The organism is Streptomyces genisteinicus (assembly GCF_014489615.1).
In the GTDB taxonomy this organism is placed as follows: Bacteria; Actinomycetota; Actinomycetes; order Streptomycetales; family Streptomycetaceae; genus Streptomyces; species Streptomyces genisteinicus.
Map to the genome: position 1 here is coordinate 6226594 of NZ_CP060825.1, position 17054 is coordinate 6243647.

15 protein-coding genes and 1 pseudogene are annotated in these 17054 nt (G+C 74.2%); 6 read left to right on the forward strand and 10 right to left on the reverse strand.

Going from position 1 to position 17054, the window contains the following annotated elements; all coding sequences use genetic code 11:
* The first annotated feature begins 16 nt into the window (after window positions 1–16).
* On the forward strand, window positions 17–1669 hold the full coding sequence (locus IAG43_RS26770; RefSeq protein ID WP_187743236.1) for a bifunctional aspartate transaminase/aspartate 4-decarboxylase: 1653 nt from the start codon (window positions 17–19) through the stop codon (window positions 1667–1669).
* 157 nt (window positions 1670–1826) lie between these two features.
* Here IAG43_RS26770 and IAG43_RS26775 read toward each other — a convergent pair whose 3' ends face one another.
* The 4 genes from IAG43_RS26775 to IAG43_RS26790 all read right to left on the reverse strand — a co-directional run bounded on the left by IAG43_RS26775 (window position 1827) and on the right by IAG43_RS26790 (window position 6420).
* Window positions 1827–2933, reverse strand: coding sequence for an NADAR family protein (locus IAG43_RS26775; protein WP_187743237.1), 1107 nt, complete (start codon window positions 2931–2933; stop codon window positions 1827–1829).
* 72 nt (window positions 2934–3005) lie between these two features.
* Window positions 3006–3854 (reverse strand): alpha/beta fold hydrolase, encoded by an 849-nt coding sequence (locus IAG43_RS26780; RefSeq protein WP_187743238.1) that lies wholly within the window; start codon window positions 3852–3854, stop codon window positions 3006–3008.
* 114 nt (window positions 3855–3968) lie between these two features.
* Window positions 3969–5591, reverse strand: a complete 1623-nt coding sequence (gene aceB, locus IAG43_RS26785) for a malate synthase A (RefSeq protein ID WP_187743239.1) — start codon at window positions 5589–5591, stop codon at window positions 3969–3971.
* A gap of 250 nt (window positions 5592–5841) precedes the next feature.
* Window positions 5842–6420, reverse strand: a complete 579-nt coding sequence (locus IAG43_RS26790; protein ID WP_246574793.1) for a nucleotidyltransferase family protein — start codon at window positions 6418–6420, stop codon at window positions 5842–5844.
* A 320-nt stretch (window positions 6421–6740) separates the two neighbouring features.
* Here IAG43_RS26790 and IAG43_RS26795 point away from each other — a divergent pair.
* A pseudogene (locus tag IAG43_RS26795) lies at window positions 6741–7049 on the forward strand (DUF5955 family protein); the annotation flags it as partial.
* Window positions 7050–7631: 582 nt separating this feature from the next.
* Here the strand turns inward: IAG43_RS26795 and IAG43_RS26800 are convergent.
* The 4 genes from IAG43_RS26800 to IAG43_RS26815 form a co-directional block, all read right to left on the reverse strand.
* Window positions 7632–8042, reverse strand: a complete 411-nt coding sequence (locus IAG43_RS26800) for an ACT domain-containing protein (protein WP_187743241.1) — start codon at window positions 8040–8042, stop codon at window positions 7632–7634.
* 43 nt (window positions 8043–8085) lie between these two features.
* Window positions 8086–8943, reverse strand: a complete 858-nt coding sequence (locus IAG43_RS26805; RefSeq protein ID WP_187743242.1) for a hypothetical protein — start codon at window positions 8941–8943, stop codon at window positions 8086–8088.
* Between the two features lie 177 nt (window positions 8944–9120).
* A complete protein-coding gene (locus IAG43_RS26810) occupies window positions 9121–9591 on the reverse strand; it encodes a DoxX family membrane protein (RefSeq protein WP_246574573.1) in 471 nt (156 codons plus the stop codon).
* A 463-nt stretch (window positions 9592–10054) separates the two neighbouring features.
* Window positions 10055–10870 (reverse strand): IclR family transcriptional regulator, encoded by an 816-nt coding sequence (locus IAG43_RS26815; RefSeq protein ID WP_187743244.1) that lies wholly within the window; start codon window positions 10868–10870, stop codon window positions 10055–10057.
* Window positions 10871–11331: 461 nt separating this feature from the next.
* Here IAG43_RS26815 and allB point away from each other — a divergent pair, with 461 nt between their 5' ends.
* Window positions 11332–12660, forward strand: a complete 1329-nt coding sequence (gene allB, locus IAG43_RS26820; RefSeq protein WP_187744656.1) for an allantoinase AllB — start codon at window positions 11332–11334, stop codon at window positions 12658–12660.
* A 3-nt stretch (window positions 12661–12663) separates the two neighbouring features.
* Window positions 12664–13785: an allantoicase gene (gene alc, locus IAG43_RS26825; protein WP_187743245.1), complete on the forward strand. Its 1122-nt coding sequence runs from the start codon at window positions 12664–12666 to the stop codon at window positions 13783–13785.
* A gap of 168 nt (window positions 13786–13953) precedes the next feature.
* On the opposite strand, the gene IAG43_RS26830 is transcribed toward alc, so the two are convergent.
* Window positions 13954–14685, reverse strand: a complete 732-nt coding sequence (locus tag IAG43_RS26830) for an SDR family NAD(P)-dependent oxidoreductase (protein WP_187743246.1) — start codon at window positions 14683–14685, stop codon at window positions 13954–13956.
* 199 nt (window positions 14686–14884) lie between these two features.
* Between IAG43_RS26830 and IAG43_RS26835 the strand changes: the two genes are divergently transcribed.
* Together IAG43_RS26835 and IAG43_RS26840 are read left to right on the forward strand one after the other, a co-directional pair.
* Entirely contained in the window at window positions 14885–15499 is a 615-nt protein-coding gene (locus IAG43_RS26835) for a dihydrofolate reductase family protein (RefSeq protein ID WP_187743247.1), read from the forward strand.
* 158 nt (window positions 15500–15657) lie between these two features.
* A complete protein-coding gene (locus IAG43_RS26840; protein WP_187743248.1) occupies window positions 15658–16641 on the forward strand; it encodes a DMT family transporter in 984 nt (327 codons plus the stop codon).
* A 119-nt stretch (window positions 16642–16760) separates the two neighbouring features.
* Here IAG43_RS26840 and IAG43_RS26845 read toward each other — a convergent pair whose 3' ends face one another.
* A complete protein-coding gene (locus tag IAG43_RS26845; protein ID WP_187743249.1) occupies window positions 16761–16970 on the reverse strand; it encodes a hypothetical protein in 210 nt (69 codons plus the stop codon).
* Window positions 16971–17054 lie beyond the last annotated feature (84 nt).

Consider the following 17054-nt stretch of genomic DNA (forward strand, 5'->3'; position numbering starts at 1 on the left):
AGAATGAGGCCGCGAGATGACCAGGACCACCCTGACCCGCGAGCAGATCCAGCGGTACGCCCAGCTGTCCCCGTTCGAGCTGAAGAACGTCTTCATCGAACTGGCGCGGCAGGCGCAGGCGGACGAGCCCGGGCAGAAGGAGAAGGCTTCCGTCCAGATGCTCAACGCGGGGCGGGGCAACCCGAACTGGATCGCCACCGGCCCGCGCGAGGCGTTCTTCGCCCTCGGCCACTTCGCGCTGGGGGAGTCCCGCCGGGTGTGGACGGCCGACAACCTCGGCGGCATGCCCGAGCAGCAGGGCGCGTACGAGCGCTTCGACACCTTCGTGCGGTGCCACCCCGGCATTCCGGGCATCGAGTTGCTCGCGCAGTGCGTACAACTCGGCATCCAGCGCTTCGGGTTCGACAAGGACGCCTGGGTCCACGAACTCGCGGACGCCGTCATCGGCGACAACTACCCCGTGCCCGACCGGATGCTGCCCCACGGCGAACAGGTCGTACGCGGCTACCTCGCCGACGAGATGTTCGACAAGCGGCCTCCGGCGGGCGAGCTGTCGCTGTTCGCCACCGAGGGCGGCACGGCGGCCATGTGCTACATCTTCGACTCCCTCATGAAGAACGGCCTGCTCAAGAAGGGCGACAGGATCGCCCTGATGGTCCCGCTCTTCACGCCGTACATCGAGATCGCCGAACTCGACACCTACGGGTTCGACGTCACGTACATCTCGGCCGACAGGTTCGCCGAGACGGGCGTGCGGGAGTGGCGCTACCCCGAGGAGGAGGTCGCCAAGCTGGCGGACCCGGAGATCAAGCTGCTCTGCCTGGTCAACCCCTCCAACCCGCCGTCGCTGGCTCTGAGTTCGCGGGTCGCCGACCAGATCCGGGACATCGTCGCCTCGAAGAACCCGAACCTGCTGATCGTCACCGACGACGTCTACGGCACGTTCGTCGAGGGCTTCCGCTCCATCGCCGCGGACCTGCCGCGCAACACCCTCCTCGTCTACTCCTACTCCAAGCACTACGGGTGCACCGGCTGGCGGCTGGGCGTGATCGGCCTGCACGACGACAACGTCGTCGACGAGCTGATCGCCGCCCTGCCCCAGGAGGAGAGGGAACGCCTCGACAAGCGCTACGGCTCGCTGAGCCTGGAACCGTCGAAGATCAGGTTCATCGACCGGCTGGTCGCGGACTCCCGCCAGGTCGCGCTGAACCACACGGCCGGACTCTCCCTGCCCCAGCAGGTGATGATGACCCTCTTCTCCCTCTTCGACATGCTCGACGAGGGACAGGCGTACAAGCACCGGATCCGCGCCATCGTCCACCAGCGCCTCGACCTGCTGCTCGAAGGCGCCCACATGAAGATCAGCGAGGACCCGCAGCGGGCGGGCTACTACATCGAACTGGACCTGCTCGCCGAGGCCGAGCGCGTCCACGGCAAACCCTTCGCCGACTACCTGCAGGCGGCCTACGAGCCGGTCGACGCGCTGTTCCGGCTCGCCCAGCAGACCGGCGTCGTCCTGCTCAACGGCGGCGGCTTCGAGGGCCCGCAGTGGTCGGTCCGCGTCTCGCTGGCCAACCTCGACGACCTCGACTACCTCAAGATCGGCCACCACCTGAGGGTGATCTTCGACGACTACGTGCAGGAGTGGAAGGACACGCAGGCGGGCTGAACCGCGGCCGCCGTGCGGACGTGAGCACCCGGCGGGGGCCTCGGGGCCGAGGCCCCCGCCGTCGGGCCGCGGCGGCGGGCAGGCCGGCGCCCGGCGGGCCGGGGGAGACGACGACCCTCAGCCTGTCCGGCGGCCCGTCCGCCTCCCCGCCCCGGGATCAGCCCAGGCCCGCCCGCGAGGCGTGGAGCTCGGAGCGGACCAGTTCGAGGAGCCGCCCCGTCCAGTTCCGGCCGCGGCCGCCGTTGGCGCCCCAGAAGGACGAGTCGTCGTCGTAGAGGAGCGTCGCGTCGCCGGTGCCGAGGAGAAGGCCGGCGAGGTGCGGGTGCCGGGTGTACTTGGCCCGGAGCACGGTGGTCATGGCGTGGGTGCGCAGCTGCTCCCAGTTCTCCCGGCGGGCGGCGTCCGCCGCGAGCCTGCGCGCGTCGCGGGCCGACGCGGCGGCCGCGATCGCGGCCCGGTCCGCCGGGTCGGCGGCCGACATGGCCCAGTACGCCTGCTCCGCGCTGGGGTGGACGACTCCGCCGACGGTCACCGGAGCGGGGTAGTCGTTGCGCAGTCCCTGCTTTCCCGGGTCCGGGGACGGGCGCAGCGGGTAGGTCTGCGGGATGTGCAGGGCGGGGGAGTGCCCCTCGGCGGGGCCGTCCGCGGGGACCCGGGGGCCCCGCGCGGCCCACCGGGCGCGCTCCTCGAAGTAGGCGACCGCCTCGTCGTACTCCTCCTGGGTCACCGGTTCGTCCGGCCAGTCCTCCGTCTCGCCGCCCACTCCGGCGACGAGCACCTGGAGCGGCCCGTCCTTGCGGTCCATGTCCCCCAGGGCGTAGTGGCGTTGCGTCTCGGGGATGGCGCGGTAGGAGTCGCGGGCGGCAGCGCGCCGCTCCTCCGTCGGATCGGCGAGGAAGGCGTCGACGTCCGCCAGGCAACGGTCGGTGGAGTCCGGCCGTCCGTTCAGCTGGTCGACGGTGTCCCGGACCTCGGCGAGCAGGAGTTCGGGGGTGAGCCAGGTGCGCGGCCCGCTGAACGTCCAGGCGGCCAGGTCGTGCGCGGACGCCCGTGCCCCGTCCGGGAGTTCGGTCGCGACCCAGCCGCTGCGCAGCTTCTCCTCGAACTCCTCCAGCGTCACCAGGCCCCAGCAGTCGACCAGTCCGTCGGCGTAGACGAACAGGTCCGTGAGGAAGTAGTCGCCGTTGCGGATGAAGGCGGGGCGCCAGGTGCCGGGCACGCGGACGCCGTCCGCGACACGATGGGTGACTCGTCGGCCGATCATGGCTGCCATTGTGCCGGGCGCCACCGGCACGGCGGCGCCCGGGCGACGGCCCGGCCGCCGGTCAGGGGCGGGTCAGGGGCCGGTCAGGAACGTGGAGACGGCGGCGGTGAACTCCCCGGGCGCGTCGTGCCACGGGAAGTGGCCGGCTCGCGGGAGGACCACGGTCGTCGCACCGGGGTAGGCGCGGGCGGCGGCCGCCACCGGGCCGGGCGGGGCGGCCACGTCGTACTCGGCGGCGACGACCAGGGTCCGGCCGCCGAAGGCGGTCAGGGCGGCGCGGACCGCCGCGGGGTCGTACGCGCCCGGGGCGTCGTGGGCGGCCGCCGCATCGGGGTTGCGCTGCGCGGCGCCGGCCGCCCGGTGCTCCCGGGCCGCGTCGTCCCAGCGGCCGTGGGACAGCGGGGCGGCGGCCGCCCAGTCCGCTTCGGTGGCGCGTCCCGCCGCGATGGCCTCCATCGCGGCGTACGCCTCCGGGAACCACGGCTCCCCCTCGCGCAGCCGGGCGATCTCCAGCCGGTCCCGGGGCGAGACCTCGCCGCCCGTGGTCCCGACACTCGGTGTGACCAGCACCAGTTCGGAGACCCGCTCGGGGAACCGGGCGGTGTACAGGGTGGCGAGCGCGGCGCCGGCGGAGTGCGCGAGCAGCCGCACCCGCTCCAGGCCGAGGTGTGCGCGCAGCGCCTCGACGTCGTCGACCTGGCGGTCGACGCGGTACGACGCCGGGTCCGCCGGCACTCCGGACGCGCCGGTGCCGCGCGGGTCCAGCCGCACCACGCGGTGCCCCGCGTCCGCCAGCCCGCCGAGGTCGCCGAAGTACGCGGACGCCCGCATGGGGCCGCCCGGAAGGCAGATCAGGGGCTCACCGGCCCCGGATTCGTGGAAGGCGAGAACGGTGCCGTCGGGCGCGGGGAAGGTGTGCATCCCCCGACCCTCGCAGGGGGCCGCCCGGGTGTGCAAGGCGGTCGCGGCGCGCAAGGGCCGCCGCCCCCGGTGCCGGGCGGCACCGGGGGCGGCGGCCGTGCGGCCGGCGTGGCGTCAGCCGGTGAGCTGCTCGTACGCGGACAGCGTCAGGAAGTCCTCGTAGTTCTCGTCGAGGGCGACCTTGAGGAGCAGGTCGTGGGCCTGCTGCCAGTGGCCGGCGGCGAAGGCGTCCTCGCCCAGCTCCTCGCGGATCGCGGCGAGTTCCGCGGCCGCGACCGAGCGGGCCAGCTCGGGCGTCGCGCGTTCGCCGTTCTCGAAGACGACGCCCGCGTTGATCCACTGCCAGATCTGGGAGCGGGAGATCTCGGCGGTCGCCGCGTCCTCCATGAGGTTGAAGATGGCGACGGCGCCGAGGCCCCGGAGCCAGGCCTCGATGTAGCGGATGCCGACCTGGACCGCGTTGCGCAGGCCCTCGTAGGTGGGCCTGGCGTCGAGCGTGTCGACGGCGATCAGGTCCCCGGCCGCCACGGAGACGTCCTCGCGCAGGCGGTGCTTCTGGTTCGGGCGGTCGCCGAGGACCGCGTCGAAGGAGGCCATCGCGATCGGCACCAGGTCGGGGTGGGCGACCCAGGAGCCGTCGAAGCCGTCGCCGGCCTCGCGGTCCTTGTCGGCCTTCACCTTCTCGAAGGCGACCTTGTTGACCTCGGCGTCGCGGCGCGAGGGGATGAAGGCCGCCATGCCGCCGATGGCGTGGGCGCCGCGCTTGTGGCAGGTGCGCACGAGCAGTTCGGTGTAGGCGCGCATGAACGGGGCCGTCATGGTGACCGCGTTGCGGTCGGGCAGGACGAACTTCTCGCCGCCGTCACGGAAGTTCTTGACGATGGAGAACAGGTAGTCCCAGCGGCCCGCGTTGAGCCCCGAGGCGTGGTCGCGGAGCTCGTAGAGGATCTCCTCCATCTCGTACGCGGCGGTGATCGTCTCGATGAGGACGGTGGCGCGGACGGTGCCCTGCGGGACGCCGACGTGGTCCTGGGCGAAGACGAAGACGTCGTTCCACAGACGGGCCTCGAGGTGGGACTCGGTCTTCGGGAGGTAGAAGTACGGTCCCTTGCCGAGGTCCAGCAGCCGCTGGGCGTTGTGGAAGAAGTAGAGGCCGAAGTCGACGAGCGCGCCGGGCACGGGGGTGCCGTCGACGGTCAGGTGACGTTCGTTCAGGTGCCAGCCGCGCGGGCGCATCACCACGGTGGCGAGCTCGGCGGCGGGGCGCAGGGCGTAGGACTTGCCCGACCGGGGGTCGGTGAAGTCGATGCGTCGCTCGTAGGCGTCGATCAGATTGAGCTGGCCGAGGACGACGTTCTCCCAGGTGGGAGCGGAAGCGTCCTCGAAGTCGGCGAGCCAGACCTTCGCGCCGGAGTTGAGCGCGTTGATGGTCATCTTGCGGTCGGTCGGACCGGTGATCTCCACGCGGCGGTCGTCGAGGGCAGCGGGCGCCGGCGCGACCTTCCAGGAGTCGTCCGCGCGGACGGCGGCGGTCTCCGGGAGGAAGTCCAGGGTGGAGGTGCGGGCGATCTCGGCGCGGCGTTCGGCGCGGCGGGCGAGCAGCTCGTCACGCCGGGGCGTGAACCGCCGGTGCAGCTCGGCCACGAACGCGAGGGCCGCGTCGGTCAGGACCTCTTCCTGGCGGGGCAGGGGCTCGGCTTCGACGATGGCCAGCGGGGACGGCGCTGGTGCGGACATGAGCTGTCACTTCCTTCAGCGAACTTCAGCGAACTTCAGGGTTTCGCAGACGTCACGGGCGGTGCCGGGCGGTCGCCGGGTCGCCGAACGGCACTCAGTGCCATGGCTCCGAGGTACGGCCGCGGGCGCCGTCCGGGGTATCAGGCGCCTCTGAACAGTGGATAGTAGTTACCGCATGGTGGAAGTTCAATGGTTTGTTGATGTCGAGATTCTCCGGGTCGAGGCAATGTGGCGCAGAGTGCCACGCCGCTCACTCAAGGTGGCGCAGGTCCGCGGGTGTGTCGATGTCGTACGCCTCGGCCACGTCGCCGCACTCGACCAGCGTGATCTCCTGCTCGTGCTCCCTCAGGTACGCGCGTGCCCCGCGGTCGCCCGACGCACTCGCCGACACCCCTGCCCACCGGTCGGCGCCGAGGAGTACGGGATGGCCGCGCCGGCCCCCGTACGCCGCCGCCGCCAGTGACGACCGCGACCGGTGTGCCGCCGCCACCCGGGCCACGGCGGCGGCCCCGATCCCCGGCTGGTCCACCAGCAGCACGACCACCGCGTCCGCCCCCGACCCCGCCAGGGACGCCAGTCCCGACCGCAGGGACGAACCCATGCCCGAAGCCCAGTCCGGGTTCTCCGTGACGACGCACCCCGGCAGCTCGGCCTCCTGTCGCACCCGCGCCGCCGCGGCCCCCAGCACCACGTGCACCGGGCCGCAGCCGCCGTCGCGCAGCGTGCGCACCGCGTGCTCCGCCAGCGGCCGGCCGCGGTACGGCAGCAGGGCCTTCGGCCGTCCGCCCAGCCGCCGCCCGCCGCCGGCCGCGAGCAGCAGCCCGGCCACGACGGGTGCCGCCGGGCGGGAGCCGGCGGGGCGGGCGGGGCGGGCGGGGCGGGCGGGTGAGGTGGTGTCGCCGGTCGGGTCGTCCATGATGCTCCCGGGCTCTTTGTCCTGGATGGTGCGGGTATCGTGCCCGCCGCCGTCGAACGTCCGGCGAACACGTCGCGCACACAGTCGATTCCACGCCGTCGTCGATGTCCAATTCCGTCCGCGGTGTGGCGCGCCCCGGCTCGGATGGCGTTAACTGGCCCGCACCCCGAGGGCGGGTCGCCCTCCCGCGGGGCATGCGGACGGGGGCACGATGACGTGCGAGGGGCTGGGCTTTGTTGCGGAGCGTGGGGCAGACGCGGGTGACACGGAGCGGCGAGGACCCGAGAGCGGCGGAGTTACGCGCTGCCGTCTCCCGGCTCCGCCGTGAACTGGCCGGCCATCCGGCCGAGTTCGGTGACCGGGCGATCGCGGAGGACGAACTCGCGGTGCTGGCGGCGATGGTGGCCGCGGGCGATCCCGAGGTCCGCCGGATGCGCAGGTCGCTGCTGCTGATAGCGGGCGCCGTCGGCTCGGTGAGCGCGCTGTCGCCCGCCCTGATGCAGGTGCGCGCCGCCGTCGACCTCTTCGCCGACCTGCCGCGCCCCGCCGGCCCCGCGGGCAGCGGACCCGCGGGCCCCGCCGGCCAGGGACCCGCCGCACCCGGCGGCCTCCCGGCATCCCGGCGGCCCGAGGACCGGCCCGGGCCCTGAGCGCCCCGGGCGTGCGGGAGGCCGTGACGCCTCCCGCGGCCCGGGCGGGAATCGCGGCCCGGTCGGACGGCGGCCGGGCCGCGAGCCGATCCCGGCGCGGTCCCGCGCCGGGCATATGTGCACCCACCCCGCCCGGCGCGGTGTTGCGACGCCTGGCGCGGTGATCCGTCGCCGGTCCGTCCTGCGGTGTCCGGCAGGTGGGTGCGGACCTGGTGTCGCGTCAACGTCGCCCGGTTGTGGCTTTGCTCTTGGCCGCCCGGCGCGGCGTCGCACGGCTGATCCGGCGGCGTCGTCGGACGGCGCCGTGCCGGCCCCGCGGGGCGGGCGTCCGCGCCGGTGGGTGGCGCCGCGGCATCGGCCCTCGCGTCGGCTGCGGGCCGGCCGCCTCGGCGTCGTCCCCGGACCGGCGCCCGCGTCGACGGCTCCGCGGGATCACCCCCGCAGACCCACTCCCGCGGGCTCACTCCCGCAGACTCACTCCCGCGGTGCGGCCGACCGGCCGGACAGCTCCTCCAGGAGCGCCGCGGCGCGTGCTGCCTGCTCGTGGGGCACGAAGAGGTGGTCGTGGTGGAAGCCCGCCACGACGTTGCAGCTCAGGCCCGCGTCGGCGAGCTCCCGGGAGACCGCGGCCGTCAGCCCGACGGCGTCGAGGGCGGAGTGGACGCGCAGGGTGATCCAGCCCGCCACGTAGTCGTAGGGGAGCCCGGCGGCGTCCGCCTCCTCCTGGGTGACGACCAGGGTCAGGCCCTCCTCCTCGGCCACGGTGACCACGGGGGCCGTGCCCTGCGGCACGCCCCCGTCCACGGTCGTGAAGACGTACCGTCCGGGCCGCAGCAGGGGCCGCATGCCGCTCAACAGGGTCCGCAGATCGCTCTCGCCGCTCATGGCCCCAGGCTACGGATCGCCCGCCGCCGCGTCCGGGCGGGGCTCAGTCGCCGCCGCACCCGCCGCAGCTGCTGCAGGAGGAGTCCACCTCGACGGCGTCGGACCAGGAGCCGTCCGGATTGCGGGTGCGGCCCCGGGTGCGGGCGGGCGGGGCGGGGGGCGGTGGCGGCGGGGGCCGCACCCCGGACCTGACGATCGCCTCGTGCGTCTGCGCGGGCAGGGCGGAGCGGGGCACCGCCTGCCGCCCGCGGCAGTACGCGTCGAGCCGCCTCCAGCGGCGCCGGCGTTCCGACGGCCAGAGCGCGGCCACGCCCGACCCCGCGAACCAGAACCCCATGCAGACGTAGAGCCAGACGGTCCGGTCCGCCTCGGGAAGGAAGGGGACGGACGCGTTGGTCGGTCCGGCGTGGAACCCCATGGCGAACGGGATCACCGTCGCGGCGACCATCACCAGCGTCTGGCTCCGCCCGGACGCCGTCGTGCGCACCGACGGCGACTCCCTGGCGACGAGCGTCCGGAACCGGTCGAAGCGGGCGGACTCCCGGATCTCGTACAGCTTGGCCGTCTCGCCCCGCGGTGTGCGCCGCAGCTCCTCGGAGAGGGCCTTCAGAGCCGGACTGGTCTGCGGGCGTCCCCGGTGGGTGTGCCGCAGGCCGCCGTCCGAGGAGACGCGCAGCACCCCGTCGTCGACGAGAGCGCAGACGGCGGTCATGGCCGCGGCGTCCGTGCCGCCCAGCAGGAAGGAGGCCCGCACCGGATGCAGGCCCCGCCGGAGCACCTCGCCGACGGTCCGCCGGTCGCGCCGGTCGCGCAGCGCCAGGCAGTACGCGGCGCGCAGCGCGTTGCACGCGGCGAAGAGCAGCGCCCAGAGGGTGAAGATCCCATCGCCTTCGGTCAGCAACCAGTCCACCGTGTGCCCCCCAGCTCCCGGTGCGCGGCCCCCCGGCCGACCCGGCGGCGGACGGCCGCGCGGATGCGTCCAGGGTAGCCACGCACCGTCCGGGCGGGCAGAGGTGACGGTGCGTCCGCTTAGCGGCTGCGGCTGCGGCTGCGGCTGCGGCTGCGACTGCGGCGACGGCTACGGCTCGGGCCGGGCACGCGGCCCGCACGCACGCCGCCGTGCCCGCCGGCCGCGTTCACCGGCGGCGACGACGAGGCCGGCGGCGATCAGGACCACGTTCTTGACGATGTACTGACCCTCCATCGTCGGGACGAGGAAACCGTCCTGCCACATCTCGTCCGCGAGGAGGAACAGGGCGAGGAAGACGCCGGCCATGTGGCAGAAGAACACGGCCAGGGTCAGCCGCAGCAGCAGGCCGGTGAGCAGCCCGACGCCGATCGCCGTCTCCATCAGGGCCAGCAGCGGGGCGACGGCGTCCGGGGGCAGGACGCCGAAGGTCATCCGCGTCGCCGCCCGGACCGCCACCGCTTCCGCCGGGCTGGTGCCGGGGAAGAGCTTGAGCACGCCGAACCAGAGGAAGACCAGCCCCACCGACCAGCGGAGCAGTGCCGGACCGTGCCGGGCGAGCCGGACGGCCGCGTCGTCCACGACCCGGGTGATCCAGGGGACCGGGGCCGTCCGGGCGATCCGGTCCGTCGGGGCGATCCGGTCCGTCCGGGGCGTCCGCCGGCGGGCGGGGCCCGAGGGCCGGGGGAGGGTGGCGGTGCGGTGCGGGGGCCGTAAGCGCGAAGCCGGCCCAGTGGGAGAACCCGACATGACGACTCCTTCTGCGTGGGGGCGCAGGCCGCCGTGTGCGCCACGGGTGCGGCGCGGCACGGCGGCGGGCGTGTGCGTGGGGCGGCGGCCGGTGGTGGGGTACCGGCGGCCGGCACGGGGAGTTCCTGTCCGCAGCTGCTTGGTCTAGACCATACCGGGCTGCACCGCACGGTCAAGGGGGTGGACGGCGGCCCGTCGCGGCGCGGGGCCGACCGCGGGCGCGGACGGTGCGCGGAAACACCGCGGCGGTCGCACCGGAATCCGGTGCGACCGCCGCGGTGTGTGCTCTCGTCCCCTACTGCGCCTGCGTGCCTGCGCCCGCGCCCGTGCTCGCCAGGGCGGCCGACAGGTCGAGGGCGACCTCCTGGAGGATCGGGACGATGCGGCCCGTCGCGGCCTCCGTCACCCGCCCCGCCGGCCCGGAGATCGAGATCGCGGCCGCGGTGGGGGAGTCGGGTACGGGGACGGCGAGGCAGCGGACCCCTATCTCCTGCTCGTTGTCGTCCACCGCGTACCCGGCCCGGCGCACCTGCTCCAGGGCGTCGAGGAAGCCGTCGGGGGTGGTGATCGTCTTCTCCGTCGCCGCGGGCATGCCGGTCCGGGCGAGCAGGGCGCGGACCTCGTCCGCGGGGGTGTGCGCGAGGAGCGCCTTGCCGACGCCGGTGGAGTGGGGCAGCACCCGGCGTCCGACCTCGGTGAACATCCGCATGGAGTGCTTGGACGGCACCTGCGCCACGTAGACGATCTCGTCGCCGTCGAGCAGGGCCATGTTGGCGGTCTCGCCGGTCTCCTCGACGAGGCGTGCGAGGTAGGGGCGCGCCCAGGTGCCGAGCAGGCGGGAGGCCGACTCTCCGAGCCGGATCAGCCGGGGGCCGAGCGCGTAGCGGCGGTTGGGCTGCTGGCGCACGTACCCGCAGGCGACGAGGGTGCGCATCAGGCGGTGGATGGTCGGCAGGGGCAGGCCGCTGCTCGCGGAGAGCTCGCTCAGCCCGACCTCGCCCCCGGCGTCGGCCATCCGCTCCAGCAGGTCGAAGGCGCGCTCAAGGGACTGCACGCCGCCGCTTGCGGCGGGCTTGGCTGCGTCGGTGGCGCTGGCGTCGGACGTCGGCACGTCGGCGGTCCTTTCGGGCAGGCGGGGCAAGGCAGCAGCCTACCGGGCGTGTGCGGCGGCCACGTCGTGGCCGTGGCGCCGTCCGGGCCGGTCAGGGCCTGTTTGTCCCGGTGTCTGCCACCGTGGACGGTGGCGTTCGGTCCTGCTCGTCGGGGGAACGCCCTGACCGCAGAGCGGAAGTCTACTTCCACTTTGTGGAAACATCCAAGGCGGGTGCGGCTCGGAGGTCCCGTGCCGGGTGGGTCTTGACGGGGGTCCGGCGGAGGGGAAGACTCCTGATTACTTCAACAGTTCGTTGAATTTCTCCGGCGGGCCTCTCCGTCCACCGGAGAGGCCATCACGACCACACACGAGAAGAGGCAGGTGAGCGGGTGTCCGACGTGGACGATGCCGCGGAAGTGAATCCGGTCGCGAGTGACGGGACCCCGGTCGCCGGCCGCGACGCGGCCCCGGACGCGCAGGTGAGCCTGGTGCTGCGGTCCACCCGGGTGGTCACCCCCGAGGGGACGCGGGCCGCGACGGTGGCCGTCGCCGGCGGGCGGATCGCCGCCGTGGGACCGCACGACGCGCAGGTGCCCGCGGGCGCCCGGCTGGAGGACCTCGGCGACGACGTCCTGCTCCCGGGCCTCGTCGACACCCACGTCCATGTCAACGACCCGGGCCGCACCGCCTGGGAGGGTTTCTGGACGGCCACCCGGGCCGCGGCCGCCGGCGGCATCACCACCCTGCTCGACATGCCGCTCAACTCCCTCCCGCCGACCACCACCGTCGGGAACCTGCGCACCAAGCAGGACGTCGCCCGGCCCAAGGCCCACGTCGACACGGGCTTCTGGGGCGGCGCGCTCCCCGACAACGTCAAGGACCTGCGTCCGCTGCACGACGCCGGGGTCTTCGGCTTCAAGTGCTTCCTCTCGCCCTCCGGCGTCGAGGAGTTCCCCGAGCTGGACCAGGAGCAGCTCGCCCGCTCCATGGCCGAGATCGCCGGCTTCGGCGGCCTGCTCATCGTCCACGCCGAGGACCCGCACCACCTCGCCGCCGCCCCCCAGCGCCCCGGCCCCCGGTACGCGGACTTCCTCGCCTCCCGGCCCCGGGACGCGGAGAACACCGCCATCGAGAGCCTGATCGCGCACGCCGAGCGGCTGCGGGCACGGGTGCACGTCCTGCACCTCTCGTCCAGTGACGCGCTGCCGCTGATCGCCGCCGCCAAGCGGCGCGGTGTGCGGGTCTCCGTCGAGTCGTGCCCCCACTTCCTCACCCTGACCGCGGAGGAAGTGCCGGACGGGGCGACCGAGTTCAAGTGCTGCCCGCCGATCCGCGAGTCGGCCAACCAGGACCTGCTCTGGCAGGGGCTCGCCGACGGCACGATCGACTGCATCGTCTCCGACCACTCCCCGTGCACCACCGACCTCAAGACGCCCGACTTCGCATCCGCCTGGGGCGGCATCTCCTCGCTCCAGCTCGGGCTGCCCGCCATCTGGACCGAGGCCCGCCAGCGCGGCCACACCCTCGACGACGTCGTCCGCTGGATGTCCGAGGCCCCCGCACGCCTCGCGGGCCTCGACCGCAAGGGCGCCATCGAGGCGGGCCGCGACGCCGACTTCGCGGTCCTCGCCCCGGACGAGACCTTCACCGTCGACCCCGCGAACCTCTACCACCGCAACCAGGTCACCGCCTACGCGGGCCGTACGCTCAGCGGCGTCGTCCGCTCCACCTGGCTGCGCGGCGAACGGATCGCGGAGAACGGCAACCTGGCCGAGCCGACGGGCCGACTGCTCGAAAGGAACAACTGAACCGTGTCCGCTTCCTCCATCCCCTCCTTCACCGGCGACGCCCGTCCCTACGGCGGCGGCGACCCGTACGGCGACTACCGCACGGCCGAGTTCCCCTTCACCCAGCACGCCGACCTCGCCGACCGCCGTCTCGGCGCCGGGGTGATCGCCGCCAACGACGAGTTCTTCGCCGAGCGCGAGAACCTCCTCAAGCCCGAGCCGGCCGAGTTCGACCCCGAGCACTTCGGCCACAAGGGCAAGGTCATGGACGGCTGGGAGACCCGCCGCCGCCGCGGCGTCTCGGCCGAGCAGCCCCACCCCACCGACGACGACCACGACTGGGCCCTCGTACGCCTCGGCGCCCCCGGCGTGATCCGCGGCATCGTCGTCGACACCGCCCACTTCCGCGGCAACTACCCGCAGGCCGTCTCCGTCGAGGGCACCTCGGTGGACGGCTCCCCGTCGCCGGAGGAACTCCTCGGCGACGACGTCAAGTGGACCACGCTCGTCCCGCGCACGGCCGTCGGCGGCCACGCGGCCAACGGCTTCGCCGTCGACACCGAGCAGCGCTTCACCCACCTGCGCCTGAAGCAGCACCCCGACGGCGGCATCGCCCGGCTGCGGGTGTACGGAGAGGTCGCCCCCGACCCCCGCTGGCTCGCCGCGCTCGGCACCTTCGACCTCGTCGCCCTGGAGAACGGCGGCCAGGTCGAGGACGCCTCCGACCGCTTCTACTCGCCGGCCACCAACACCGTGCAGCCCGGCCGTTCGCGCAAGATGGACGACGGCTGGGAGACCCGGCGCCGCCGCGACAAGGGCAACGACTGGATCTCCTACCGGCTGGTCGAGCAGTCCGAGATCCGCGCCGTCGAGATCGACACCGCGTACCTGAAGGGCAACAGCGCGGGCTGGGCCGCCCTGTCCGTGCGCGACGGCGACGCGGGGGAGTGGCGCGAGGTGCTGCCCCGCACCCGCCTCCAGCCCGACACCAACCACCGGTTCGTCCTGGACGCGCCCGCCGTGGGCTCCGACGTCCGCATCGACATCTACCCCGACGGCGGCATCTCCCGGCTGCGCCTCTTCGGCTCGCTCACCGAGCAGGGCGCCGCCCGCCTGACCGCCCGTCACCAGGAGCTCGGCGGCTGAGGCCGCCGTCGCGGGGAGGCCACGACACCCTCCCCGCGCACCCGCGGGGCGCACCGGCCGACAGCAACGGTGCGCCCCGCGGGCACGTCGTGCCCGGGGTCCCGTGCGTCCCGCCCCCGGGGCCCGGCGCCCGCCCCGGAGCGCTGTGCCCCCGGGCGCGCGGGCGGGTCAGGCGGCGTGCCCGCCGTCGACGGACAGCTCCGTGCCGGTGACGTAGGCGCCCGAGTCCGCGGCCAGGTAGAGGACCGCTTCGGCGATCTCGTCGGGGTGCCCGTAGCGGCCCAGCGCCGTGCCCGCCCGCTGCCCTTCGGCGTACGGGCCGTCCGCGGGGTTCATGGCGGTGTCGACCGGCCCCGGGTGGATGATGTTGGCCGTGATGCCCCGCCCGCCCAGCTCCCGTGCCAGTGCCTTGGTCAGCCCGGTCAGCGCCGACTTGCTCATGGCGTAGAGCGTGCCGCCGGGGCCCGGCACCCGCTGGGTCATGCAGCTGCCGACGGTGATGATGCGCGAACCGTCCTGCATGCGTGCCGCGGCCGCCTGCGACGCGAGGTACACGCCGCGCACGTTCACGGCGAGCACCCGGTCGACATCGGCCGCCGTGATCGTCTCCAGCGGGCCGATCAGCCCCACGCCCGCGTTGTTGACCAGCACGTCCAGGCCGCCCAGCAGATCCGCCGCCTCGGCCACCGCCTGCGCGGCCTCGCGGACGTCGCCCGCGTCGGCGCGCAGCGCGAGTGCGCGCCGTCCCGTGGCCCGGACCGCCCGGACGACCTCCTGCGCGCCGTCCTCGTCCGTCGCGTAGGTGATCGCCACATCCGCGCCGGCACGCGCCAGCCGTACCGCCGTCGCCGCGCCGATCCCCCGGCTCGCGCCGGTCACCAGTGCCACCTTGCCGTCCATGTCCGCCTCCCTGTGCCTCAGTCGGTTGAGGCTTCAATGACAGCGGAGGCGCGTACCGGTTTCCGGCGGCAAACGGACGTCGTGATCGGCGCTCCGGCGGCTCCCGGGGCACGGTGGAGGCGGACCGCACGGTGGAGGCGGTGGCTTTCGTCGTGCGGACCGCACGGTGGAGGCGGACCGCACGACGAAAGGCACCGCCATGGCGAAACTCAGCCTCACCCAGTTCCTCACGCTCGACGGCGTCTACCAGGCCCCCGGCGGTCCCGAGGAGGACCCCAGCGGCGGGTTCGACCTCGGCGGCTGGTCGGTCCCGTACGGCGACGACGACTTCGGGGCCTTCATGGACGAGGTGTTCCGCACCCCCACCGCCTTCCTCCTCGGCCGCCGCACCTACGAGATCTTCGCGTCCTACTGGCCCCGCCGGACCGATCCCGCGGACCCGGTCGCCGCCAAGCTCAACGCACTCCCCAAGTACGTCGTCTCCACCACCCTGGACACGGCGGAGTGGGCGGGCACCACCGTCATCGGGCGCGAGGACGCGGCCGAGGAGGTGGCGGAGCTCAAGCGGACCACCGAGGGCGAGATCCAGATGCACGGCAGCGGTGCGCTCGCCCAGTCGCTGATGCGCCACGGCCTCGTCGACGTCCTGCATCTGCTCACCTTCCCGGTCGTCCTCGGCAAGGGCATGCGCCTGTTCGCCCGGGGCGGCCCGGCGGCCGCCTTCCGGCACACGGCGGCGCGGACGACCGGCAGCGGCGTGACCGTGCACACCTACGAGTCCGCGGGCCGCCCCGCGTACGGCAGCTACGTGTAGCGCGGCGCACGTCCGGCGGGCCCCCGCCGCCGTGTGCGGCGCGGGGAAAGATGTAGCCCCCAACCGTTCCGCCCCGGTAGCGTGATCGCCACCGCCCCACCGTGTGAGAGCCGCCGACGTCTCCACCGTGCCCGTCACCACCGGAGACCGGAGACCAGGTGTCGTCACTCGCCGTACCCGCACCCCTGCCCGCGCCGCGTCCGGCATGGCTCACCGATCTGCCCGTCCTGCTGGTGGCCGTCGTCTGGGGCGCCAGCTACCTCGCGGCCAAGGGCATCACGACCGCCCACACCGTCGTCGCCGTGCTCGTGCTGCGCTTCGCCCTGGTGCTGCCGGTGCTCGTCGCCGTGGGCCACCGGCGGCTGCGCGCCCTGACGCCGGCGCAGTGGCGCGGGGCGGGCCTGCTCGGGCTGGTGCTGTCCTGCGTGTTCCTGCTGGAGACCTACGGCGTCGTCCACACCTCCGCGACCAACGCCGGTCTGATCATCAGCCTGACCATGATCTTCACCCCGCTCGCCGAAGCGGCCGTCACCCGGCGCAGGCCCTCCCGCTCCTTCCTCGCCGCGGCCGCCGTCTCCGTCGCCGGCGTGGTGCTGCTGACCCAGGGCGGCGGCTTCACCGCACCGTCCACCGGCGACCTGCTGATGCTGCTGGCCGCCGTGGTCCGCACCGTGCACGTCCTGCTGATGGCGCGCACCCGGTCCGTCGTCGGCGCGGACTCCCTGTCGCTCACCACCGTCCAGCTCGGCGGCGCCGTGGCCGTGTTCGCCGCCCTCGCGCTGGTCCCCGGCTCCGGCGCGTCCCCCTGGGCGGCGGCCGCCGCCTTCGGCCCCCGGGAGTGGGCCGGTCTGGCCTTCCTCTCCGTCTTCTGCACGCTCTTCGCGTTCTTCGTGCAGATGTGGGCCGTGCGCCGCAGCTCCCCCTCCCGGGTGAGCCTGCTGCTCGGCACCGAGCCGCTGTGGGCCGCGGCCGCCGGCATCGCGATCGGCGGCGAACACCTGGGCGCCTGGGGCCTGTCCGGCGCCGCCCTCGTCCTCGCCGGCACGGCCTGGGGCCGCCGTGCCGCCGGTGCCGACGAGCCGCCCGCCCCGGGACCGGCCACCGCCGGGTCCGCCCCGGCCCCGCGGCGGTCCCGCGACTGACGCGGCCCGGTTACGTCCCTGCCCACGGTGGTCCCGCGACTGACGCGGCCCGGGTACGCCCCGGCCCCGCGGCCGACGCCCCCGGGCAGGCCCGCGTCACCGCGGCCGACGCGCCCCCGTCAGGTCCGGCGACCCGGCCGGTCCGCGGCCACCATCAGCACCAGACCGGTCACGGCCATGACGATGCCCGCGAACATCTCGTACCCCTCCAGGAAATCCAGCCGCCGGACGACGCCCCACAGCCCGAACCAGCCGGTGACCTCGTGGACCACCCCCGCCGCTCCCCACAGGAACAGCAGGAATCCGGCGACTTCGAAAAGCTTCCTCATGACGGCAGCGTGCCGCGCGCGGGCACCCGCGCGCGTCGGCCGACCGCAGCTCCCGGGCATCCGAAAGTCTGAGCCGGCGCGACT